General features: G+C 60.4%; 17 protein-coding genes and 2 tRNA genes. 3 read left to right on the top strand and 16 right to left on the bottom strand.

Translation table 11 applies throughout. From position 1 onward, the window contains the following. Positions 1 to 47 precede the first annotated feature (47 nt). From DWW12_RS06205 to DWW12_RS06220, 4 genes are all read right to left on the bottom strand, one after another. Complete coding sequence (locus DWW12_RS06205) at positions 48 to 875, bottom strand: PTS system mannose/fructose/sorbose family transporter subunit IID (RefSeq protein ID WP_117646152.1); 828 nt, start codon at positions 873 to 875, stop codon at positions 48 to 50. Beyond that, the gene (locus DWW12_RS06210) at positions 875 to 1,732 is read right to left on the bottom strand and encodes a PTS sugar transporter subunit IIC (RefSeq protein ID WP_089572605.1); all 858 of its coding nucleotides are present in this window, start codon (positions 1,730 to 1,732) and stop codon (positions 875 to 877) included. The genes DWW12_RS06205 and DWW12_RS06210 overlap by 1 nt, the downstream gene beginning before the upstream one ends. 72 nt (positions 1,733 to 1,804) lie before the next feature. Further along, positions 1,805 to 2,293: a PTS sugar transporter subunit IIB gene (locus tag DWW12_RS06215; protein WP_089572604.1), complete on the bottom strand. Its 489-nt coding sequence runs from the start codon at positions 2,291 to 2,293 to the stop codon at positions 1,805 to 1,807. Between the two features lie 79 nt (positions 2,294 to 2,372). After that, complete coding sequence (locus tag DWW12_RS06220; RefSeq protein ID WP_089572603.1) at positions 2,373 to 2,807, bottom strand: PTS sugar transporter subunit IIA; 435 nt, start codon at positions 2,805 to 2,807, stop codon at positions 2,373 to 2,375. 308 nt (positions 2,808 to 3,115) lie between these two features. Here DWW12_RS06220 and DWW12_RS06225 point away from each other — a divergent pair, with 308 nt between their 5' ends. Then, complete coding sequence (locus DWW12_RS06225; RefSeq protein WP_158564419.1) at positions 3,116 to 3,898, top strand: GntR family transcriptional regulator; 783 nt, start codon at positions 3,116 to 3,118, stop codon at positions 3,896 to 3,898. A 217-nt stretch (positions 3,899 to 4,115) separates the two neighbouring features. Here DWW12_RS06225 and carB read toward each other — a convergent pair whose 3' ends face one another. From carB to rpsF, 12 genes are all read right to left on the bottom strand, one after another. After that, positions 4,116 to 7,430, bottom strand: coding sequence for a carbamoyl-phosphate synthase large subunit (carB, locus tag DWW12_RS06230; protein WP_117855492.1), 3,315 nt, complete (start codon positions 7,428 to 7,430; stop codon positions 4,116 to 4,118). A gap of 1 nt (position 7,431) precedes the next feature. Beyond that, complete coding sequence (gene carA, locus DWW12_RS06235) at positions 7,432 to 8,871, bottom strand: glutamine-hydrolyzing carbamoyl-phosphate synthase small subunit (protein ID WP_117840263.1); 1,440 nt, start codon at positions 8,869 to 8,871, stop codon at positions 7,432 to 7,434. Positions 8,872 to 9,078: 207 nt separating this feature from the next. After that, complete coding sequence (locus tag DWW12_RS06240; RefSeq protein WP_055251358.1) at positions 9,079 to 10,044, bottom strand: hypothetical protein; 966 nt, start codon at positions 10,042 to 10,044, stop codon at positions 9,079 to 9,081. 19 nt (positions 10,045 to 10,063) lie between these two features. Continuing rightward, entirely contained in the window at positions 10,064 to 11,836 is a 1,773-nt protein-coding gene (locus DWW12_RS06245) for an ABC transporter ATP-binding protein (RefSeq protein ID WP_117855493.1), read from the bottom strand. Positions 11,837 to 12,020: 184 nt separating this feature from the next. Further along, on the bottom strand, positions 12,021 to 12,716 hold the full coding sequence (locus tag DWW12_RS06250; protein ID WP_199570719.1) for an NUDIX domain-containing protein: 696 nt from the start codon (positions 12,714 to 12,716) through the stop codon (positions 12,021 to 12,023). A gap of 21 nt (positions 12,717 to 12,737) precedes the next feature. Further along, complete coding sequence (gene purD / locus DWW12_RS06255) at positions 12,738 to 14,042, bottom strand: phosphoribosylamine--glycine ligase (protein WP_117786843.1); 1,305 nt, start codon at positions 14,040 to 14,042, stop codon at positions 12,738 to 12,740. 118 nt (positions 14,043 to 14,160) lie between these two features. Then, positions 14,161 to 15,447 carry an adenylosuccinate synthase gene (locus DWW12_RS06260; protein WP_022094075.1) on the bottom strand — a complete coding sequence of 429 codons (1,287 nt, stop codon included), beginning with the start codon at positions 15,445 to 15,447 and terminating at the stop codon, positions 14,161 to 14,163. A gap of 93 nt (positions 15,448 to 15,540) precedes the next feature. After that, positions 15,541 to 16,938 carry a replicative DNA helicase gene (gene dnaB, locus DWW12_RS06265; protein WP_117855495.1) on the bottom strand — a complete coding sequence of 466 codons (1,398 nt, stop codon included), beginning with the start codon at positions 16,936 to 16,938 and terminating at the stop codon, positions 15,541 to 15,543. Between the two features lie 219 nt (positions 16,939 to 17,157). Next, entirely contained in the window at positions 17,158 to 17,697 is a 540-nt protein-coding gene (gene rplI, locus DWW12_RS06270; protein WP_117855494.1) for a 50S ribosomal protein L9, read from the bottom strand. A 15-nt stretch (positions 17,698 to 17,712) separates the two neighbouring features. Further along, complete coding sequence (gene rpsR / locus DWW12_RS06275; RefSeq protein ID WP_006235829.1) at positions 17,713 to 17,979, bottom strand: 30S ribosomal protein S18; 267 nt, start codon at positions 17,977 to 17,979, stop codon at positions 17,713 to 17,715. A 72-nt stretch (positions 17,980 to 18,051) separates the two neighbouring features. Then, positions 18,052 to 18,504 (bottom strand): single-stranded DNA-binding protein, encoded by a 453-nt coding sequence (locus DWW12_RS06280; RefSeq protein ID WP_055310294.1) that lies wholly within the window; start codon positions 18,502 to 18,504, stop codon positions 18,052 to 18,054. A 48-nt stretch (positions 18,505 to 18,552) separates the two neighbouring features. Continuing rightward, complete coding sequence (gene rpsF / locus DWW12_RS06285) at positions 18,553 to 18,846, bottom strand: 30S ribosomal protein S6 (RefSeq protein ID WP_006235831.1); 294 nt, start codon at positions 18,844 to 18,846, stop codon at positions 18,553 to 18,555. Positions 18,847 to 19,340: 494 nt separating this feature from the next. Here rpsF and DWW12_RS06290 point away from each other — a divergent pair. Together DWW12_RS06290 and DWW12_RS06295 are read left to right on the top strand one after the other, a co-directional pair. After that, a tRNA-Ser gene (locus DWW12_RS06290) sits at positions 19,341 to 19,431 on the top strand. 48 nt (positions 19,432 to 19,479) lie between these two features. Further along, positions 19,480 to 19,570: transfer RNA gene (locus tag DWW12_RS06295), tRNA-Ser, on the top strand. The last annotated feature ends 98 nt before the right edge of the window (positions 19,571 to 19,668 follow it).

Genomic DNA, 19,668 nt, shown 5'->3' on the forward strand with positions numbered 1-19,668 from the left:
CGTGCGGTTGAGGCCGCACGGCCTTACAGGGGGCCAGGGGATGATGACTAGTAGCTCAGTGCCGGGTCGAAGAAGCCAATGAGAACGCCCACAAATGCGATCACAACGAGGATCAGCATCATAACGATGGGGTTGACCTTCTTCTTGGTCATCATGTACCAGCAGAAGATGATGAAGATCATCGGCAGCAGGTGCGGATAGATGCCATCGAGCGTGTCCTGGAACTTACCGCCACCGGGCAGCACCAGGTTGGGGCTGCAGGTGATGGAGACCCAGGTAGCACCGACTGCACCGATGACCATGGTACCGACCATCACGATGGAATCACGCAGAGCCTTGGCCTTGGGGCCGACGAGGGCCTCGACCGCCTTGCCGCCGAGCTCATAGCCCTGGTTGTAGGCAAAGCGCATGCCAAGGAACATGAGCAGGTTCCACACGACAATATAGAAGATGGCGCCGAGCGGGGAGCCGCCGGTCGAGAGACCGAGGGCAATACCGAGCAGGATCGGGATCAGGGTACCGACGATCAGCGAGTCGCCAAGGCCGGCGAGCGGGCCCATGAGGCCGGCGCGGATGCCGTTGATGGCGTCGTCGTCGATGGCCTCGCCGTTTGCGCGAGCCTCCTCGAGGCCGGCGGTGACGCCGACAATCATGGTGCCGATCTGCGGCTCGGTGTTGAAGAACGCGGAGTAGGTCTGGAGGGCCTGCTTCTGCTCCTCGGGCGTGTCGTAGAGCTCCTCGACAATCGGAAGCATGGCGCACAGGTAACCGAAGGTCTGCATGTGCTCCTGCGAGAAGCAGGTCAGGTTGCCATAGGACCAGTTACGGAACGACTTGGCAAGCGTTTTCTTAGAGAGCTTTTTCTTCTCTGCCATTAGATGTCCTCCTCTTCCTCATCATCTGAGCCCGAGGCGATAGCTGCCTTGGGAGCGTTTGCGAGGTCGATCTTGAGCGAAGCGATCTCATAGTTGATCAGGGCGAAGAAGCAGCCGATGCCGGCAGCGGCGATCAGGTTGCAGCCCATAACAGCGGACAGGGTGAAGCCGAAGAAGAACGTCAGGAAGTCCGTGGGCTTAGAGATGACCTGCTTGAGTAGGATGGCGATACCGACGGTAGGCAGCAGCGAGCCGACGGTAAACAGCGTCTTCATCGCGATGCCGTCCATGGGCATGTAGGTCTTCATGAGGTCGACCATGGCGGTGCCGCCCATGGTGATGATGAACGTCGGGAGGAACGAGCAGACGATGTGACCGATCCAAGGCAGAACGTTGTTGACCAGGTAGAGCTTGTGGAGATCGCCCTTCTCGAGCCACTTCCAGCCCATGCCCTGCCACACCAGGTTGATGGTGGCGGTGCCATAGAAGAGCACAGTGCCGAGCGTGCCGACGGCGGCACCGAGGGATGCGGCCATGCCGGCAGCCTCAGCGGAGGCGGGATCGATGCCCGAGTTCTTGATGGCGAGGATCGCCAGCGGGATGCCGATATAGGACACGGCGCGGACGTCGGCGGAGACGGTTCCGCCGGGGGTCACGAGAGCGATGTAGACAACCTGGATGGCAGCGCCGACGAGGATACCCGTCTGCATATCGCCCATGATGATGCCGACGATGAGGCCGGCGACCAGAGGACGACCCAGAGTGTAGTTGCCGATCGTCGTGCCGCCCATGCCAGGCAGTGATGCCAGGCAGGCGAACAGGCCGAACAGCGCGGCTTGGAATGCATTGATTGCCATGCTTTCCCCTTTCTTTATTCCTCAGCCCCTTTCACCAAGGGCTGTAGATACCAAAATGCGGCTGGCACCTAACTAGAAGCCAAACTGACCGCGGAACTTGGGCCACTCACCGATGGACTTCTCCTTGATAAGGGCGAACTCGACCGTGTAGCCGGCGTTGGTGAGATCCTCGAGCGCCTGGGCCTCTTCCTGCGTGATCGACTGGTTGTTGCCAAGCTTGGTGGTGCCGGGACGATCGTTGCAGGGACCGACGATGATGCGGTCCATGCCGGGCTTAAAGCCAAAATCGACGAGAAGTTCCTTCATGTCGAGCGGGTTCTTGGTGATCAGGAAGTACTTGGTGTCGGACTTGAGAACCTTCTCGGAGACCTCCTTGAAGTGCTCCTTGGTCCACACGAACGTCTTCTTGCCCGAGGCACTCTTGTAGGCCTCCTTGAGCACGGGGTTGGACGCTGCAGCGTCGTTGACGGCGATAAGACCGTCGCAGGGATACTCGAGGGCCCAACGGGTAACGGTCTGTCCATGGATCATACGGTCATCAATACGGATGAACGAAATCATGCGTTCTCCCTTTCTTTATCACCGGGGGTCTTTCCTCTTAACCCCCGCTCCATCACGAAAATTTGGGCGGATGCGCTGCCTAGATGTCGTCGTCCTCGTCGTCGGCGTCATCGGTCGGGACAACGAGCTCGGACATACCGTTCTTGCCCTCCTGCAGCATCATCTGCTTGAGGGAATCCAGGTCCATGGTGGCAAGCCCCATCATGGCGGTCATAGCCATGGGCAGATTCATACCGCCGAAGGCAATGGTGTGGGCGAGCAAACCCTTCTCGGCCAGCGTGTTCATGGCATTGGTGAGCGGCGATCCGCCCAGGATGTCACCAAGCAGGACAACCTCGTCATCGGCGGTAACGGGAGCGAGCATCGCCTTGACGTTCTCGACATACTCGTCAGCGCCCATGCCGTCCACGAGACTCGTCGACAAGATGTTCGGGGCGTCATTGCCGAGCATCTTGAGGACACTGTGCAGTCCGGGAGCGAGCGTTCCGTGACTGACCATTACCAGATACCGCATGCGGTCTCCTCTCGACCTGCCGTGTGTCGCACGGCTTTGCTTTTTGCTGAGATTATTGTTGCGCCGGGGCATGTTCGGTACAAGAAAATAGTTGTGAACGGCAACTATTCATCGGTTAACGGTAGCAACTATTTTTGTGCCTAAATTATTTTTTCTTCTAATTATTTTTAAAATAGCAGGTAGATTGCCTGATAAATGTTTTATGTTCCTTATGCACCATACATACCAGCAAGAATCGGGCCTGGCATCTCCGGTTTGCCCCGCAGTGTCAGACCATGTCACGTACGCCCACGACATGGAGGTACCCCATGGATATGATCTCGTTTCTCGCCTCCGAACCCTTCGACCGCAGCGGTGATACGCCGCTCTATGTCCAGCTTAAACATCGAATCGCTCTGCTTATCGCCAGCCAGGCGTTCGACACCAAGACGCCGCTGCCACGCGAGCTCGAAATCTGTGAGCGGCTGGAGTTATCGCGCGCGACCGTGCGCCGTTGCTTCCAAGATCTCGTCATCGAGGGGCGCGTGGTGCGCAAGCGCGGCCAGGGCACGTTCATCAAGCCCCAAACTTCAGCACCCGGCATCGACCTGGCCCTGAATTTCAGCGCGCGGATGCGCGAAGCGGGACGGGTTCCGAGCTCGCAGATTCTCGCCTTTTCAAGCATACCGGCCGTCCGCGGCATCGCCTCCGGGCTCAAAGTGCCCGAAGGGACACCCGTCTGGGAGATTCGCCGCCTGCGTCTCGCCAACGACAAACCCATGGAGCTCAACTACGTCTATATCCCCGTGTCACTTTGCCCCGAGCTCACGCGCAAAGACGTGGATGGCTCGCTCTACGCCTACATCGCGGAAAAGACCGGCATCCTGCCCGCAAGCGTCGATGCCGTCTACGAGACGGTCAACCTCGACAAGCATGAGGCGCGTCTTTTGGGACAGAACACCGATAAGGCGGCGATGCGCATCGTGCGTTCGACCTACGACAAGACGGGAACCCCGTTCGAGGTAGGCGTGCTCATCAGCTGCGACGGTCAGGCAAAGCTGCACGTGCACATCGCCGCCGACAAAACAACTTTCACCGCCACAGCCCAATAAATCCAAAACATGGGCGCCGTCGTTCAAACGAACGACGGCGCCCACACTCATTTTCTATTCAGCCCTAGTCATCGCACAAAGCCCCTTCGGCAGCACACGGTGCAACCGAGTCACCGTAGGCCGGGGCGGAGGGGGCTGAGTTTCTCACTGAGCGACTCTGCTTGCAGCCGGAGCGAAGGGGGAAACTCAGCCCCCCGCCCCGGCCGGCCAGCTCAACCTACACCGTGTGCTGCGGCAGGTCCTGCAGGGCGATGACGTCCATGCCCATGTCGTTGGCGCTGCCGTGACCCTGCTGGTCCTCACGCACCGCCTCGATGGCACTCACGTACGTGTTGGCGGCAGACATCGCGGTCACGCAGGTCACACCGCGTCGCACTGCCTCGGTGCGCAGCAGATAGCCGTCGCCGCGCGAGCCCGGACCGTACGGCGTGTTGATGATCACCGCGATCTTGCCATCGGCGATGAGGTCGCCGATGTTGGGGCGCTCGCCGTCGTGCGGGCCGCTAATCTTCTCCACGATCTCGCACGTCACGTTGCCTCCACGCAGCACGCGCGCCGTACCCTCGGTAGAGCAGATGTCAAAGCCCAGATAGCGCAGGATACGGGCGACCGAAAGGATATGTCGCTTGTCGCGGTCGCACACGCTAATGAACACCTTGCCGCAACTCGGGTCGGGCAGCTTGTAGTCGATCGCCAGCTGCGTCTTGGCGTATGCCTCGGGATAGCTCTTGGCGATACCCATGACCTCGCCCGTCGACTTCATCTCGGGCCCCAGGATGACGTCGGCGCCCGGGAAACGGCCCCAGGGCATAACGGCTTCCTTCATGCAGAACCAGTCCAGCTGACGCTCATCGCTCGGCAGGCCCAAGCTCGCGATGGAATCGCCCGCCATGATACGCGCCGCGCACTTGGCCAGCGGCACGCCGGTGGCCTTGGAGATAAACGGCACGGTACGGCTGGCACGCGGGTTGGCCTCGATCACGTAGACGGTCTCACCCTTGATGGCATACTGCACGTTGACCAGGCCGCGTACGCCCAGCGCCATCGCGATGCGGCGCGTGGTCTCGCGGAGCTTCGCCTGCAGGCTCTCGCTAAAGCTAAACGGCGGAATGCAGGTCGCAGAGTCGCCGGAGTGAATACCGGCCTCCTCAATATGCTCCAGGATGCCGCCGATGTAGACCTCTTCGCCGTCGCACAGGGCATCGACATCGGACTCAATCGCACCCTCCAGGAAGCGGTCGAGGTACACCGGGTAGTCGGGGCTAATGCGCGCAGCCTCGGCCATGTAATCGCGCAGATGCTCGGCATCGTAGGCGATCATCATGCCGCGGCCGCCCAGCACGTAGCTCGGACGCACCAGCAGCGGGTAGCCAATATGCGCGGCCACGGCCTCGGCCTCCTCAAACGAGGTTGCCTGGCCCGCCGGCGGATACATAATGCCCAGCTTGTCGAGCAGGGCGGCAAAGCGCTCGCGGTCCTCGGCAAAGTCGATGGCATCGGGCTTGGTGCCCATGATGTTCACGCCGCTCTCCTCGAGCATGCGCGCCAGCTTAAGCGGAGTCTGGCCGCCGAGCGTCACCACGACGCCGTCGGGGCGCTCAACATCGATAACGTCCATGACGTCCTCGTAGGTGAGCGGCTCAAAGTACAAGCGGTCCGAGGTGTCGTAGTCAGTCGAAACGGTCTCGGGGTTGCAGTTGACCATGATGGTCTCGAAGCCGCGAGCCGCCAGTGCGTAGCTCGCGTGCACGCAGCAGTAATCGAACTCGATACCTTGGCCAATGCGGTTGGGGCCGGCGCCCAGGATCATCGCCTTGGGCTTGTCCGCCGGCGTGGTCTCGTCGGGAGCCACGCACTTCTTGGCATCCGGGCTCGTGCGGTAGATGTTCTCGTACGTCTTGTAGTGGTACTCCGTGGCGCTCGAAAACTCCGCAGCGCAGGTATCGACCGTCTTCATGCTGGGAACCACGCCCAGACCCTTGCGATAGGCGCGCACAAAGCGCTCGTCCGAGCCGGTCAGCGCGGCAATCTCGGCGTCGCTCGTGCCGTACTGCTTGAGCAGGCGCATCGCGTCGGCGTCGATATCCTCCACACGCAGGCCGCGGATGCTCTCCTGGACCTGCACCATGTCGTTGATGCGGTTGAGATACCACGGGTCGATGCCGCAAATGGCATGGATACGCGCAACGTCCCAGCTGCGGCGCAGGGCCTCGACCACAAAGAAGATGCGATGCTCGGTCGGGATTGCCACGGCCTGAGCGAGCTCATCGTCGCTCAGCTTCTCGGCACCTTCCTTGCCACCGGCACAAATGCCCTGATGCCCGTCCTCCAGTGAGCGCATGGCCTTGCCGAAGGCCTCCTCAAAGGTGCGGCCGATCGCCATAATCTCGCCCACGGCCTTCATGCGCGTGGTGAGCGTGGGGTCGGTGCCCTTGAACTTCTCAAAGGCAAAGCGCGGCACCTTGACCACGCAGTAGTCGATCGTGGGCTCAAAGCAGGCGGGCGTGGCCTTGGTGATGTCGTTGACGATCTCGTCGAGCGTGTAGCCCACGGCCAGGCGAGCGGCGGCCTTGGCGATGGGGAAACCCGTGGCCTTGGAGGCCAGCGCGGACGAACGGCTCACGCGCGGGTTCATCTCGATGACGATCAGGCGGCCGGTCTGGGGGTTCACGGCAAACTGCACGTTGGAGCCGCCGGTCTCGACGCCGATCTTCTCCAAGATGGCGAGCGAGGCGACACGCATGCGCTGATACTCCAGGTCGGAGAGGGTCTGCGCCGGCGCCACGGTGATGGAGTCGCCGGTGTGCACGCCCATGGGGTCGAGATTCTCGATGGAGCACACGATGATGCCGTTGCCGGCGTGGTCGCGCATGACCTCCATCTCATACTCTTTCCAACCCTCGATGGACTCCTCGACCAGCACCTCATGGGCAGGCGAGAGCTCAAGGCCCTGGCTCACGATGGAGACGAGCTCCTCGTGGGTGTGCGCGATGCCGCCGCCGGCGCCGCCGAGGGTAAAGCTCGGACGCAGCACGCAGGGATAGCCCACGCGCTCGGCGATAGCCTCGGCGTCGGCCACGCTGTAGGCATAGCCCGAGCGCGCGACCTCCAGGCCGATCTCGGCCATGGCCTCGTTAAAGAGCTTGCGGTCCTCGCCGCGCTCGATAGCGGCCAGGTCGCAGCCGATCATCTCGACGCCGTACTTGTCCAGCGTGCCGTCTTTCGCCAGCTCGACGGCGGCGTTCAGACCGGTCTGGCCACCCAGCGTGGGCAGCAGCGCGTCCGGATGCTCTTTCTTGATTACGCGCTCGATAAACTCGGCGGTGATGGGCTCGACATAGGTGCGGTCGGCCAAGCCCGGGTCGGTCATGATGGTCGCCGGGTTGGAGTTGACCAGGATGACCTCAAAGCCATCCTCCTTGAGCACCTTGCAGGCCTGGGCGCCGGAGTAGTCGAACTCGCAGGCCTGGCCAATAACGATGGGGCCCGAACCAATAACGAGGATGCGCTTGATGTCGGTACGTTTCGGCATGTTAGTTCTCCTCGGTCGCAGCGTTCTCGGACTCGGCGAAATTCCAGCCGGCGAGGCGGTCCTTCGCGGTGTCGATGTCCAGGTAGTTCTCCTCGCCGTCCATGAGTCGCGTAAAGGCGGTAAAGAGATAGTGGGCATCGGTGGGGCCGGGCGAAGCCTCGGGGTGGTATTGGACCGAGAAGCACGGGGCGTCGAGCAGCTGGATGCCCTCGGCGGTGCCGTCGTTGAGGTTCACATGTGTCAGACGAATGCGGCCAAAGCGCTCGTTCATCACGACCGGCGCGATACCGCGGCGCACCCAGGCGCGCAGGTCGCCATCGGCCGCATGCTCGGTTTCGCCGCCGGAAAGCTCCGGAATCAGTTTGCCCAGACTGGGGAACAGCAGGCCAAAGCCGTGGTTTTGCGCGGTGATCTCCACGCGACGGCTCACCAGATTCATAACCGGCTGGTTACCGCCACGGTGACCGAATTTAAGCTTTTCCATTTGGGCGCCGCAGGCCAAGCTGATCATCTGGTGACCTAGGCAAATACCAAAGACCGGCACCTTGCCGATCAGCTGCTGCACCTGCTCGTAGGTCTCCACCACGGCGTCGGGGTCGCCGGGGCCGTTGGACAAAAAGACGCCATCGGGATTCATCTCGAGCACCTGCTGGGCGGGAGTATCCCACGGCACGACGGTAAGGTCGCAGCCGGCGCGGACCAGCCCCTCCAGAATGCCGCGCTTCACACCGCAGTCGTAGGCGACCACTTTCTGACGGGCAGGAGCGGCAACCGCAAGCGCAAAGTCATGCGTGGCAGGCAGGTCGGCGGCCACAAACTCGTGAGGCGCGGGGCAACTTACGGTCTTGACCAGGTTCTCGCCTACCAGCGTGGGCGCTGCGGCCAGACGCTCGGCAAGCTCGTCGACGTCGAAGATCTCGGTCGAGATAATGCCCATTTTGGAACCATTGTCGCGCAGATGGCGCACCAGAGCGCGGGTGTCGACACCCTCGATAGCGACGATGCCGTGAGCGCGCAGGTACTCCGGCACGCTGACGGCCGAGCGCCAGTTAGAAGGCGTGGCGCACATGTCGCGAACGATCATGCCGCGCATAGCCGGAGCGCTCGCAGGGCGCACGGCGTCGCCAGGGAAGGCCGACTGGACATCGGTCTCGTCGATACCGTAATTGCCGATCTGCGGATAGGTCATGGTTACAATTTGGCCGGCATAACTCGGGTCGGTCATGACCTCAAAGTAGCCCTCGAGCGAGGTGTTGAAGCAGACTTCGCCGGTCGCGGTGCCCTCGGCGCCGCATGCACGTCCATAAAAAATGGTCCCATCCTCAAGATACAGGATACAGGGACCGCAGGTGCCCTTGCTGGTTTTGGCCAGCATATGCTGGCAAAGCTCGCTGGGCGCGAAGGTGCGGGCGGCAGCGCCCGCGGTATGGTTGTTCGCCATAATTCTCCTTCCCGGTCTCACAGGACCGGCTTAAAGGTGTGTAGTTAGGCCTCGCGGTATTGTAACCGCAAGCATGCCTCATGGCGTTAATTTCATCAAATTGTTTACGAAATGATAATTATGACTTTCTATGCATAATGATTATTTAATCCCCGTCCCAGAAAAATCATCCCGCGGGGCTTGTGGCTCACGCGGGATGATGGCGTCTTACTTTTTCTTGTCCTGTTCCAGCAGATCGGACGGTGAGCGATCGGGCTTGCCGCCGCGGAAAATCTCGCGGCCATGCAGACGATGCTCCAGGTCACGTTCGGCCTTTTCCTCGTCAATCTTGGTCTGGCTCACCACCGGGTCCTCGATCAGCGACGAAACCGAGTTCACCTGTTTTTGAATGCGCTCGGCAATGGTGTCGTCCATGCTTACGATGCGCATCTTCCAGTCGATGCTCGTGGCGTTGGATGAGCTCTTGGTCCACACAAACGTCAAAATGGCGCTCTGATGACCCCGCGCGGGGAACATGCCAAAAAAGGAATCGTGCTGAATGTTGCTATCCTCGTCGATATAGGCGTGAACGTTATACACCACGCGGTCAATCTTGTCGTTGAGCAGGGCGTTGGTCGCAAGCGCCGCGGCCTGGATCTGCCCGTTGGACAGCAGCTCGAGCTCATTGGCAGACGACGTGTCCAACACCGTCACCTCAACCGTGCCCGTACGCTCATCGGCCTCGTCGACAGAAAAATCGAGCGGGAACTGCGTAAAGCCGTTGCCCCATTCGAGTCCACCCTTGAGCGCGGTCGAGACGGTATCCACCGAAACGCTCTCGGACAGGTTGGCGGTATTCAGACGGCGCATCACGCCGTAGCCGATCTGCATGCCCACGATCAGCACCAAAATACCAATGACTACGGCCATCGCGGTCTTCGTAATGGTATGGCTCACCTGCGAGCCCGAAGGATCGTCCTCGGACAGCGGGTCGATATGTTTTGCCTGGCTCGCGCGGTCCTCGCTGCGCAGCTGCGCTAGCGCCGCTTTGTCACCGCGCTTGGCCGCAGCCTCCTTCTCACGCATGCGCTCGGTTCGCTTTTTGGCAAGCGTGGGATCCAAGACGCCGGATGCATCGATTTCGGAGAATAACTCCGTCACTTCTTCCGGAGTCAAAGGGTTCTTGTCAGCCATAAACTTCCTGTCATATCAATCAGTCGAGCTCGTGCGCACGCGCACCTTCGAACTGCATTCGATAGTAACGGGCATAGGTGCCGCCACGGGCGAGAAGCTCCTCGTGCGTGCCACGCTCCACAACGCGACCATGCTCAACGGTCGCAATCTCATCGGCATGTTTAATGGTCGAAAGACGGTGGGCGATGATGATTGTGGTACGGCCGCGTGCCAGCTCCTCGAGTGACTCCTGCACCGCCTCCTCGCTCTCGTTATCCAAAGCACTCGTCGCCTCGTCCAAGATCAAGATTTTGGGATTCTTGAGAAACACGCGCGCGATGGCGACGCGTTGCTTCTGTCCGCCCGAAAGACGGCTGCCGCGCTCGCCCACCACGGTGTCATAGCCCTGCGGAAGCGACTCGATAAAGGCATCGATGTTGGCGCGACGGGCGGCTCCGGCGATCTCTTCTGCCGTGGCGCCCGGCTTGCCGTAGGCGATGTTCTCGCCGATTGTTCCGTCAAACAGGTAGACATCCTGCTGCACCAGGCCGATAGCGCGGCGCAGGCTCTGCTGCGTCACATCGCGTACATCCTGACCGTCGATGCTAATGGATCCGGCAGCCACGTCATAAAAGCGCGGCAGCAGCGAACAGGTCGTGGACTTGCCACCGCCCGAAGGGCCAACCAAAGCGATGGTCTGCCCGGGCTTGATGGACAGGTTCATATGGTCGATAACGGGACGCTCTTCGGCATCGCCCTCGCCCAGCTCAACGTCCTCGTAGTTAAAGCACACGTCGTGATACTCCACGGCGCCGGCAGTCACCTGCAGATCCGTAGCGCCCGGCTTGTCCTGGATATCCGGCGCGGTCGAGAGCACCTCGTCCATGCGCTTAAAGCCGGCGATGGCCTTCTGATACGTTTCGGCCGAATTGACGAGTGTCTCGAGCGGCGTGCAGAACAGCGAAATATAGAGTGCAAAGGTCGCCATATCGACCGCCTGCAGCTGTCCCTGGGCGACCAGCCAGCCGCCCAGCAGCACCACGATCACATAGAGCACACCCGAGAGCAGGCCATACGTCGCGGTATAGACGCCCATGGCGTGATACATGTTCTCCTTGGACGAAAGATAGCGATTGTTGGAGGCGCGGAACTTGAAGCGCTCGGTCTCCTCATTGGCAAAGCTCTTGACCACGCGCATGCCCGCCAGCGAATCCTGCAGCTGCGCATTGATGCCGCTGATCTTTTTGCGGTTGTCGCTAAAGACCTCGCGCATGCGCATGTTCTGCCAAAACATGATGACCGAAAACGCTGCTGTCACCGCAGCCATGGCAAGCGCCAGCACCGGGGCGATGGTAAAGAGGATCACAAACGAGCCGATAATCTCGATGCCGCAGATGATGATCCACTCGGGCACGTGGTGCGCCGCCTCGCAGATATCGAACAGGTCGTTGACCACGCGGCTCATCATGTCGCCCGAGCTGTTACGGTCGAAGTACGCAAAGCTAAAGCGCTCATACTGGTCGAACAGGTCCTCGCGCATCTTGGACTCCATGCGCGCACCCATCACGTGACCCCAATAGCTCACAAAATAGCGGCAGGCGCAGCGGATGACATACATCAGCACCAAACCTACCGCGATCATACCGAGCGCCTGCATAATGGCAGCATGACCCTGGGTAAACAGCCCACCGGTCAAATTGCGCAGAATAATAGGAAACGCAAGGTCAATGGCGGCAAGCACCAGAGCACAAACAGTATCAGCAACAAAAAGCCCCATCTGGGGCCTGTAGTAAGAAAGAAACCTCTTCAGCATAATCACCTTACGCGGTTTTACCAAACCGCGTTTCGTCTCGACGCTGCAAGTGCTCCATTTGGACAATCTGGCCTTCAATCGTCGGTCGCGTATATCCATACGCTTCCCTCCTCTTTTGGGCCACCTTGTCTCAAATGGAGCACTTTCGCTGACTTACACAAACCTGCGGGATCATCCCCGCTCGTTAAAGCTCCGCACCCCCAAGGCGATGCGCGATGCTGTCGCAGGCCAAGGCGCCCACGACGGTCTTGGCGTCTTCGATCTTGCCGTCGAGCACGGCGTCGATCAGCTCGTGCAGCGGCACCAGGTCAACGTTGACAAACTCGTCATCGTCGGGGTTGGGCGCATCAAACTCCAACTTGGTAGCCAAGTAGATGTGAATGATCTCGTCGCAAAAACCGCAGGACGTGACAATCGACGTCAAAAAGCGAATGCGATCAGCCCTAAAGCCCGTCTCCTCATGCAGCTCGCGTTTGGCGCAATCGAGCGGGTCCTCGCCTGGATCGAGCTTGCCGGCGGGAATCTCGACCGTCACGCGGTCGATAGCGGTGCGGTACTGACGCACCAGTACGATCTTGCCGCTCTCGGTCAGCGCTACAACGGCCGCCGCACCCGGATGGCGAACGATATCGCGGGCGCTGCGGCGACCGTTGGGCAGCTCAACCTCAAGACGGTGGACGTCGAGGATCTTGCCCTTCCAGGCGCACTCCTCCGAAAGAATCTTCTCGTGCAGCTCGGCATCGTGCGGGTCGTCGTCGCCCAGCACCAGCGCCGGCTCGTCAGCGACCTCGCCGCCAGGCTCGCCCTCGGCGTGCCCATACATGCGGCTGCCCTCTTCAACGATCTGCGCATCCACGAGCTCTTCGTTCTTCTCGTCCATCCGTCTCATTCCTCTCGGATTTTAGGCATCCCAGGCGTCGCGGCCGCGCAGCGCGCGCAGGCCGATGTCGTGGCGCAGGGTCTTGCCTTCAAAATCAATCTTCTCGCAGGCCTCGTAGGCAAGGTTGCGAGCGTTCTCGAACGTGTCACCCAGAGCGGTTACGGCAAGCACGCGGCCGCCGTTGGTCACGAGCTGGCCATCCACCACGGCGGTGCCCGCGTGGTACACGGTCACGTTCTCCATGGCCTCGGCATCCTCAATACCAGTGATGACCTTGCCCTTCTCGTAGCTGCCGGGATAGCCCGCGCTCGTCAGGACAACGGCCACGGCCCACTCGTCACGCCAGTCGAGCTCAATCTGATCGAGCTCGCAGTTGGCGCAGGCGAGCATGACCTCAACCAGGTCGTTCTTAAGGCGCGGCAGCACGACCTGCGTCTCGGGGTCGCCAAAGCGGGCATTGAACTCCAGCACCTTGGGGCCGGCAGGCGTGAGCATAAAGCCGCCATACAGGCAGCCGCGGTAGTCGATGCCCTCGGCAGCAAGCTCGGCAACGGTCTGCTCCATGACCGCCACCATGGTGGCGTGCTCCTCGTCGGTCACGATGGGCACCGGGCTGTAGACGCCCATGCCGCCGGTGTTGGGTCCCTTGTCGCCCTCGAGGGCGCGCTTGTGGTCCTGCGAGGTGGCCATGGGGCGCACGGTCTTGCCGTCGGTAAAGGCGAGCAGTGAGCACTCGGGACCAACGAGCATCTCCTCGATAACCACGGTGTTGCCGGCATCGCCAAAGGTGCCGCCAAAGCACTCGCGCACGGCCTCCTCGGCCTGCTCAAGTTCGGTCGCCACGATAACGCCCTTGCCCGCGGCAAGGCCGTCGGCCTTCACGACCAGCGGAGCGCCCTGCTCGCGCACGTAGGCGAGAGCCGAAGCCTCGTCGGTAAACGAACCATAGGCTGCCGTCGGAATGCCCGCACGCTCCATGAGCTGCTTGGAGAACAGCTTGGAGCCCTCCATCTGGGCGCCCTCGGCACCCGGGCCAAAGCAGGGAATACCCGCCGCGCGCACGGCGTCGGCCACGCCCGCCACGAGCGGAGCCTCGGGGCCAATTACCACGAGTCCGCATCCGTGGCTCTGCGCAAACGCCGCCACGGCCGCAGGATCGCAGTCGTCGAGAACAACGTTCTCGCCGCAGCTCGCGGTGCCGCCGTTGCCCGGCGCGATGTAGAGCTTGCCGGCGCGCGGTGATGCTGCGAGCTTAGCTGCCAAAGCATGCTCACGGCCGCCGCTGCCCAACAACAGGATGTCGATGGTTTGAGTGTCCGCCTTCAAGGGTGCCTCCTCTATGGATGAATGGCCCGCTCCGCGCGAGCCCTTTGCAAGCAAATATACCCCTCGGCCGCCCGTCCGGGCTGCAAAGGGGTATATCGCAATAACCAAATAGTCCCGATTACTTCCAGAATCGGTTGATGATCTGCTCGCGACCAGCGCCAACGCCAATAAACGTCACGCGGGTGTGTGCCAGATCCTCGATAAACGCCACGTAGTCCTGAGCCTCTTGCGGCAGCTCATCAAAGCTGCGGCAACCGGTGATGTCGCACTTCCAGCCGGGGAGCTCCTCGTAGATGGGCTTGGCATGCTCAAAGCGCACCTGATGCTCGGGCACGCTGGTGTAGCGCTCGCCATCGACGTCGTAGGCCACGCACACCTTGATGGTGTCGAAAGCCGAAAGCACGTCAAGCTTGGTCACGGCGATGTCGGTGAGGCCGTTGACGCGCGAGGCATAGTTGGCGATAGGGCCGTCAAACCAGCCGCAACGACGACGGCGACCGGTGGTCACGCCGTACTCATAGCCCTCCTCGGTCAGCGTGTGGCCGGCCTCGGACTCATAGGAAAGCTCGGTGGGCATGGGGCCCGAACCGACGCGGGTGATGTAGGCCTTCATGACGCCCAGCACGCGGTCGACGTTCTTCATGCCCACGCCGGAACCGGTGATGGCGCCGCCGGCGGTGCAGTTAGAAGACGTCACGTACGGATAGGTGCCGTGGTCGATGTCGAGCAGCGTCGCCTGGGCGCCCTCAAACAGCAGGTCCTTGCCCTCATCGATCATGTTGTTGAGCAGCAGGCTCGTCTCGGTGATGTAGGGGCGCAGGCGCTCGGCCATCGGCAGGTACTCGTCGCAAATCTGGTCCACGGTGTAGGTGGGCAGGTTGTAGATGAGCTCGAGCTCAGGGTTCACGCGGGCGAGAGCGGTCTCCAGCTTGTCGCGGAACAGTGCCTCGTCCAGCATGTCCTGCATGCGCAGGCCGATGCGGGCCATCTTGTCCTGATAGCACGGACCGATACCGCGCTTGGTGGTACCGATGTTCTTCTTGCCGAGCTTCTGCTCAAAGGCGCCATCCAGGTCGATGTGGTACGGCATGATGACATGCGCGTTGCCGCTAATCTTGAGGTTCTTGGTGGTGATGCCGTCGGCCTCGAACATATCGATCTCCTCAAGGACAACCTTGGGGTTGACGACGCAGCCGTTACCGATCACCGACACATGGTCGGAATACATGATGCCGGAGGGCACCTGGTGCAGGCCGTACTTCTTGCCGTTGACGACGATGGTGTGACCGGCGTTGTTGCCGCCCGAATAGCGCACGACGGCATCGAAGTCGCCGGCGACCAGGTCGCAAATCTTACCCTTGCCCTCATCGCCCCACTGGGCACCGACCAAAACGGTTGACGGCATGTTTACTCCTTACATTCATGGACTGTCTACGCGCCACGCCGGCACGCAGAAGCACAAAACATTCCCAGTATACCCGTGCAACGGGCGCCTGTCCTACTCCTCGGCATGTGCCCCATCAAGCTCATAGAACTTGGTGGATGCCGGCAGGAACATCAGGTCGACGTCGCCGATCGGGCCCGAACGGTTCTTGGCCACGACGATACGCGTAACGCCCTCGTCGGGTCGATCGTCGCGCGAGGCTTCGGCCTCGTCGGCGGAGCGGTCCAAGAACATGACGATATCGGCGTCCTGCTCGATGGAGCCCGATTCACGAAGGTCGGAAAGCTGCGGGCGCTTGCCGGTACGGGATTCGACCTGACGCGAGAGCTGTGACAGCGCGATGAGCGGGATCTTGAGCTCCTTGGCCATAATCTTAAGACCACGCGACATCTCCGAAACCTCGACGGTACGGCTCTCGGAGCGGCGTCCCGGTGGAGGACTCACCAGCTGCAGGTAGTCCAAAATGATGATTGCCTTTTCCTTGTTATGGAGCATGCGGCGGCTCTTGGCGCGAATCTCAGTCACTGTGGTGCCGGGCGTATCGTCAATCAGAATATCGAGCTTGGACAAGGTCTGCGTGGCCTCGTTGATATTGGCCCACTGCTCGGGGCTAATGCGGCCCATGCGGAAGTCACTGATCGAGATCATGGCGTAGGCGCAAATCAGACGCTGGGCAATTTCCTTGCCCGACATCTCCAGTGAGAAGAAGCCGACGGTATAACCAGCAGCGGCAGCGTTAAGTGCCAGGTTCAGAGCGAACGACGTCTTACCCACGGCAGGACGGGCGCCGATGATGATGAGCTGGCCTTCGCGAAAACCCATGAGCATGCGGTCGAGCGACGGGAAACCCGTGGGCACGCCCGCAGCCTGGCCGCCGGCCTGGCATACTTCCTCGGCCTCGTTATAGGCCTCGACCATAAACTCGGTCAACGTCTTGTAGCTCGACTTGACCTCGCGCGCCGTGACCTTGAGCAGCTTGCTCTCGGCCAGCTCCACGACCTCCTTGGTGTCGGTAGGGGCGTTATAGGCCAGCGCGTTGATCTCGTTGGTGGCACCGATCAGCTCGCGCAGCATCGAGTCGCGACGCACGATGGCGGCATGGTGCTGCCAGTTGACGAGCGACAGGGTCTGACCCATCAGCTCCAAAATGTAGGCCTCGCCGCCCACGGCATCGAGCTTGTTGATGCTTCGCAGGTAATCGATCAGCGAGATGGAGTCGATGGGAATGCGGCTGTTGTACATATCGACCATCGCGGTATAGATGGTCTTATGAATGGGCCGGTAGAAGTCATCGGGCTGCAGCTCGACCTGGGCTTCTTCGACCACCTCGGGCGATAGCAGCATAGCGGCCAGTACATTGGCCTCTGCATCTTGGTTTTGGGGAAGACCCAACTTTGAGCCGCGGTCCTCAACCGTCAGCCCGGTCTCCCTATCGTTATATGCCATGAGCATCCTCATTCATATCGCTTGCGAGCATCCATAGTATCAGCCACGGTCCCAAAACGCGCCGCGCGCCGCCAATCATCACCGAACCAAACGGATGAACGGTCCTGTATATAGGACTTCGACGCAACGTTCACCATGACACTCACTCAGCGCAAAAAACAAAAAGGACGCCCCGGTTTCCCAGAGCGCCCTTCTTAGAACAAGATTGTTGCGTTGCAGCAAATGCTACTCGGCAGCAGCCTCAGTCTCGACCTCGGCGGTCTCGGCCTCGGCGACCTCAGCGGCCTCCTCGACCTCAGCCTCGGCAGCGAGCTCCTCGGCGGTAACGCCGACGAGAACGACAACCTCGGCCTTGATCTCGCGGTACAGCGAGATGGCAACGGTGTGGGCACCGGCAACCTTGATGGGCTTACCGAGCTCGACGCGCTTGCGGTCGATGTCCATACCGAGCTGAGCCTTGATGGCGTCAGCGATCATAGCGGCGGTAACGGAGCCAAAGAGGATGCCCTCGTCGCCGACCTTGACGTCAACGGTGACTGTCTTGCCCTCGAAGGCAACCTTGGTCTCGTTGGCGGTAGCCAGACGGACGGCCTCACGCTTGGCGATGTTGTTGCGACGCTCGTCAAGCTGCTTGAGGTTGCCCTTGGTGGCGGCAACAGCGAGCTTCTTGGGGAACAGGAAGTTCTCAGCGTAACCCTGAGCGACCTCTACGACGTCACCCTCGCCGCCCTTGCCCTTGATCTCATCGAGAAGAATAACCTTCATGATGCGTCTCCCTTCTTAGCCGCGGTCGCGGTTGCCACGAGAGGAAACCACGGGGACGGTGTACGGCAGGAGAGCCATCTCGCGGGCGCGCTTGATGGCGTTGGCGATGTCATGCTGATGCTGCGTGCAAGCGCCAGTGACGCGACGGGGCTTGATCTTGCCACGGTCGGTCATGTACTTACGGAGAAGCTGAGTGTCCTTATAGTCGATGAACTCAGTGTTCTCCTTGCAGAACTGGCAGTACTTACGACGCGGCTGACGTGCAGAAAAATCATTAGCCATGTCAAAATACCTTTCGTTTGGCAACTTCGGCGATCCGAAGCCGCCTCTCACTCAAAAATAGGTGAACAACCCTTAGAACGGGATGTCCTCATCGTAGACGTCGACCGCGGGCGGCGTAGCCACCGGTGCGGCAGGACGTGCTGCGGGCGCGGGAGCTGCGGGGGCGTAACCGCCCTGATCGTAGCCACCCTGGCCACCACGGGAGCTCATAAACTCGATCTCATCGACGATGACCTCAAGCTTGCTCCGGCGCTGGCCATCGCGCTCCCAAGAGCTGTAGCGCAGCTTGCCCTCGATCGCGACCTTGTTTCCCTTTGCCAGGAAACGGCTCACGGCCTCGGCGCGCGTGCCGAACATAGTGCAGTCGACAAAGTTGGGATAGTCCTCCCACTCGCCAGTCTGCGGGTTGCGGCGACGATCGTTCACGGCGACGCCAAAGGACAGAACCTGGGTTCCGCCGGCGGTGGCGCGCAGCTCGGGATCACGCGTGAGGTTACCGGTGATGTTCACTCGATTGATGCTCATAACTCACTACTTCCTCTTGGGGCACAAGCCCAGTCCAAAACGACAGTCTTACTCCTGGTCGTCGCGACGGACGATCATGTGGCGGACCACAGCGTCGGTGATGCGCAGGACGCGATCAAGCTCGGCGATCTGGGTAGGATCTGCGTGGAAGTTGATGAGGGTGTAGTCACCATCGGTGAGGTCGTTGATCTCGTAGGCGAGCTTGCGCTTGCCCCACTCGTCAACGGAGTCGACCTTGCCAGCGCCCTCAGCGATCGTGGTATCGATACGCTTCATAACAGCGAGACGAGTCTCGGGGTCGAGCGACGGGTCAACAAAGAACAGCAGTTCATAAGCCTTCATATTGTCACCTCCTCTGGGCAAATGTGGCTTCAGGTCGTGAAGGTGCGCCTGAAGCAGGAAAAGACTTGGTAATAATATCTTTCAACCTCCCAGGCTGCAAGAATATGCAGCTACAACCTCATGACCTCCACATATGTCCATACTCACACGGCACTTCATGCGTCTTCCAACCAAATGCTGACCAAATGCTTGACGGAACTGTGGACAAGATACGGCGCTGCGGATACAAACCAAATCAAACCGCAGGTCAGCAATTGCAAGGCTGTGGTCGCGAAATGCATACCAGTGGTTCACAACACCGTTCAAATATTTCTAAAATTGGTGCGGCGTCGTTTATAAATACCCATTTTGAACAATTTGCCGCATGCAGTCATGCTGGTCAGAGCCCGTTTTTGGCCTCCTAGATCCCGTCACGAAGCCAAGCGTTTCAAAAAATGCCAACTTTTCTGTTTGCACTTTGCGATTCCTCGTGTATACTGACTTTCGCATTTAACGGAGAGTTGTCCGAGTGGCCGAAGGAGCACGATTGGAAATCGTGTAGGCGTCAAAAGCGTCTCCAGGGTTCAAATCCCTGACTCTCCGCCAGTTAATTCCAAAGCAGGCCTTTGAGCCTGCTTTGTTTTTACCCCACGCGGAGGGGTGGCAGAGTGGTTGAATGCGGCGGTCTCGAAAACCGTTTGGCCTGTATAAGGTCACGAGGGTTCGAATCCCTCCTCCTCCGCCATTAGATGGTATGAGCCCCAGCAATGGGGCTTTTTTCTTTTTTGGGCACATTTCGGCTTATAGGACAAAATGTGTGTCTACTTTAGGGGCGTCGGCGCA

The sequence above is a fragment of the Collinsella sp. AF14-35 genome (assembly GCF_003464565.1).
In the GTDB taxonomy this organism is placed as follows: Bacteria; Actinomycetota; Coriobacteriia; order Coriobacteriales; family Coriobacteriaceae; genus Collinsella.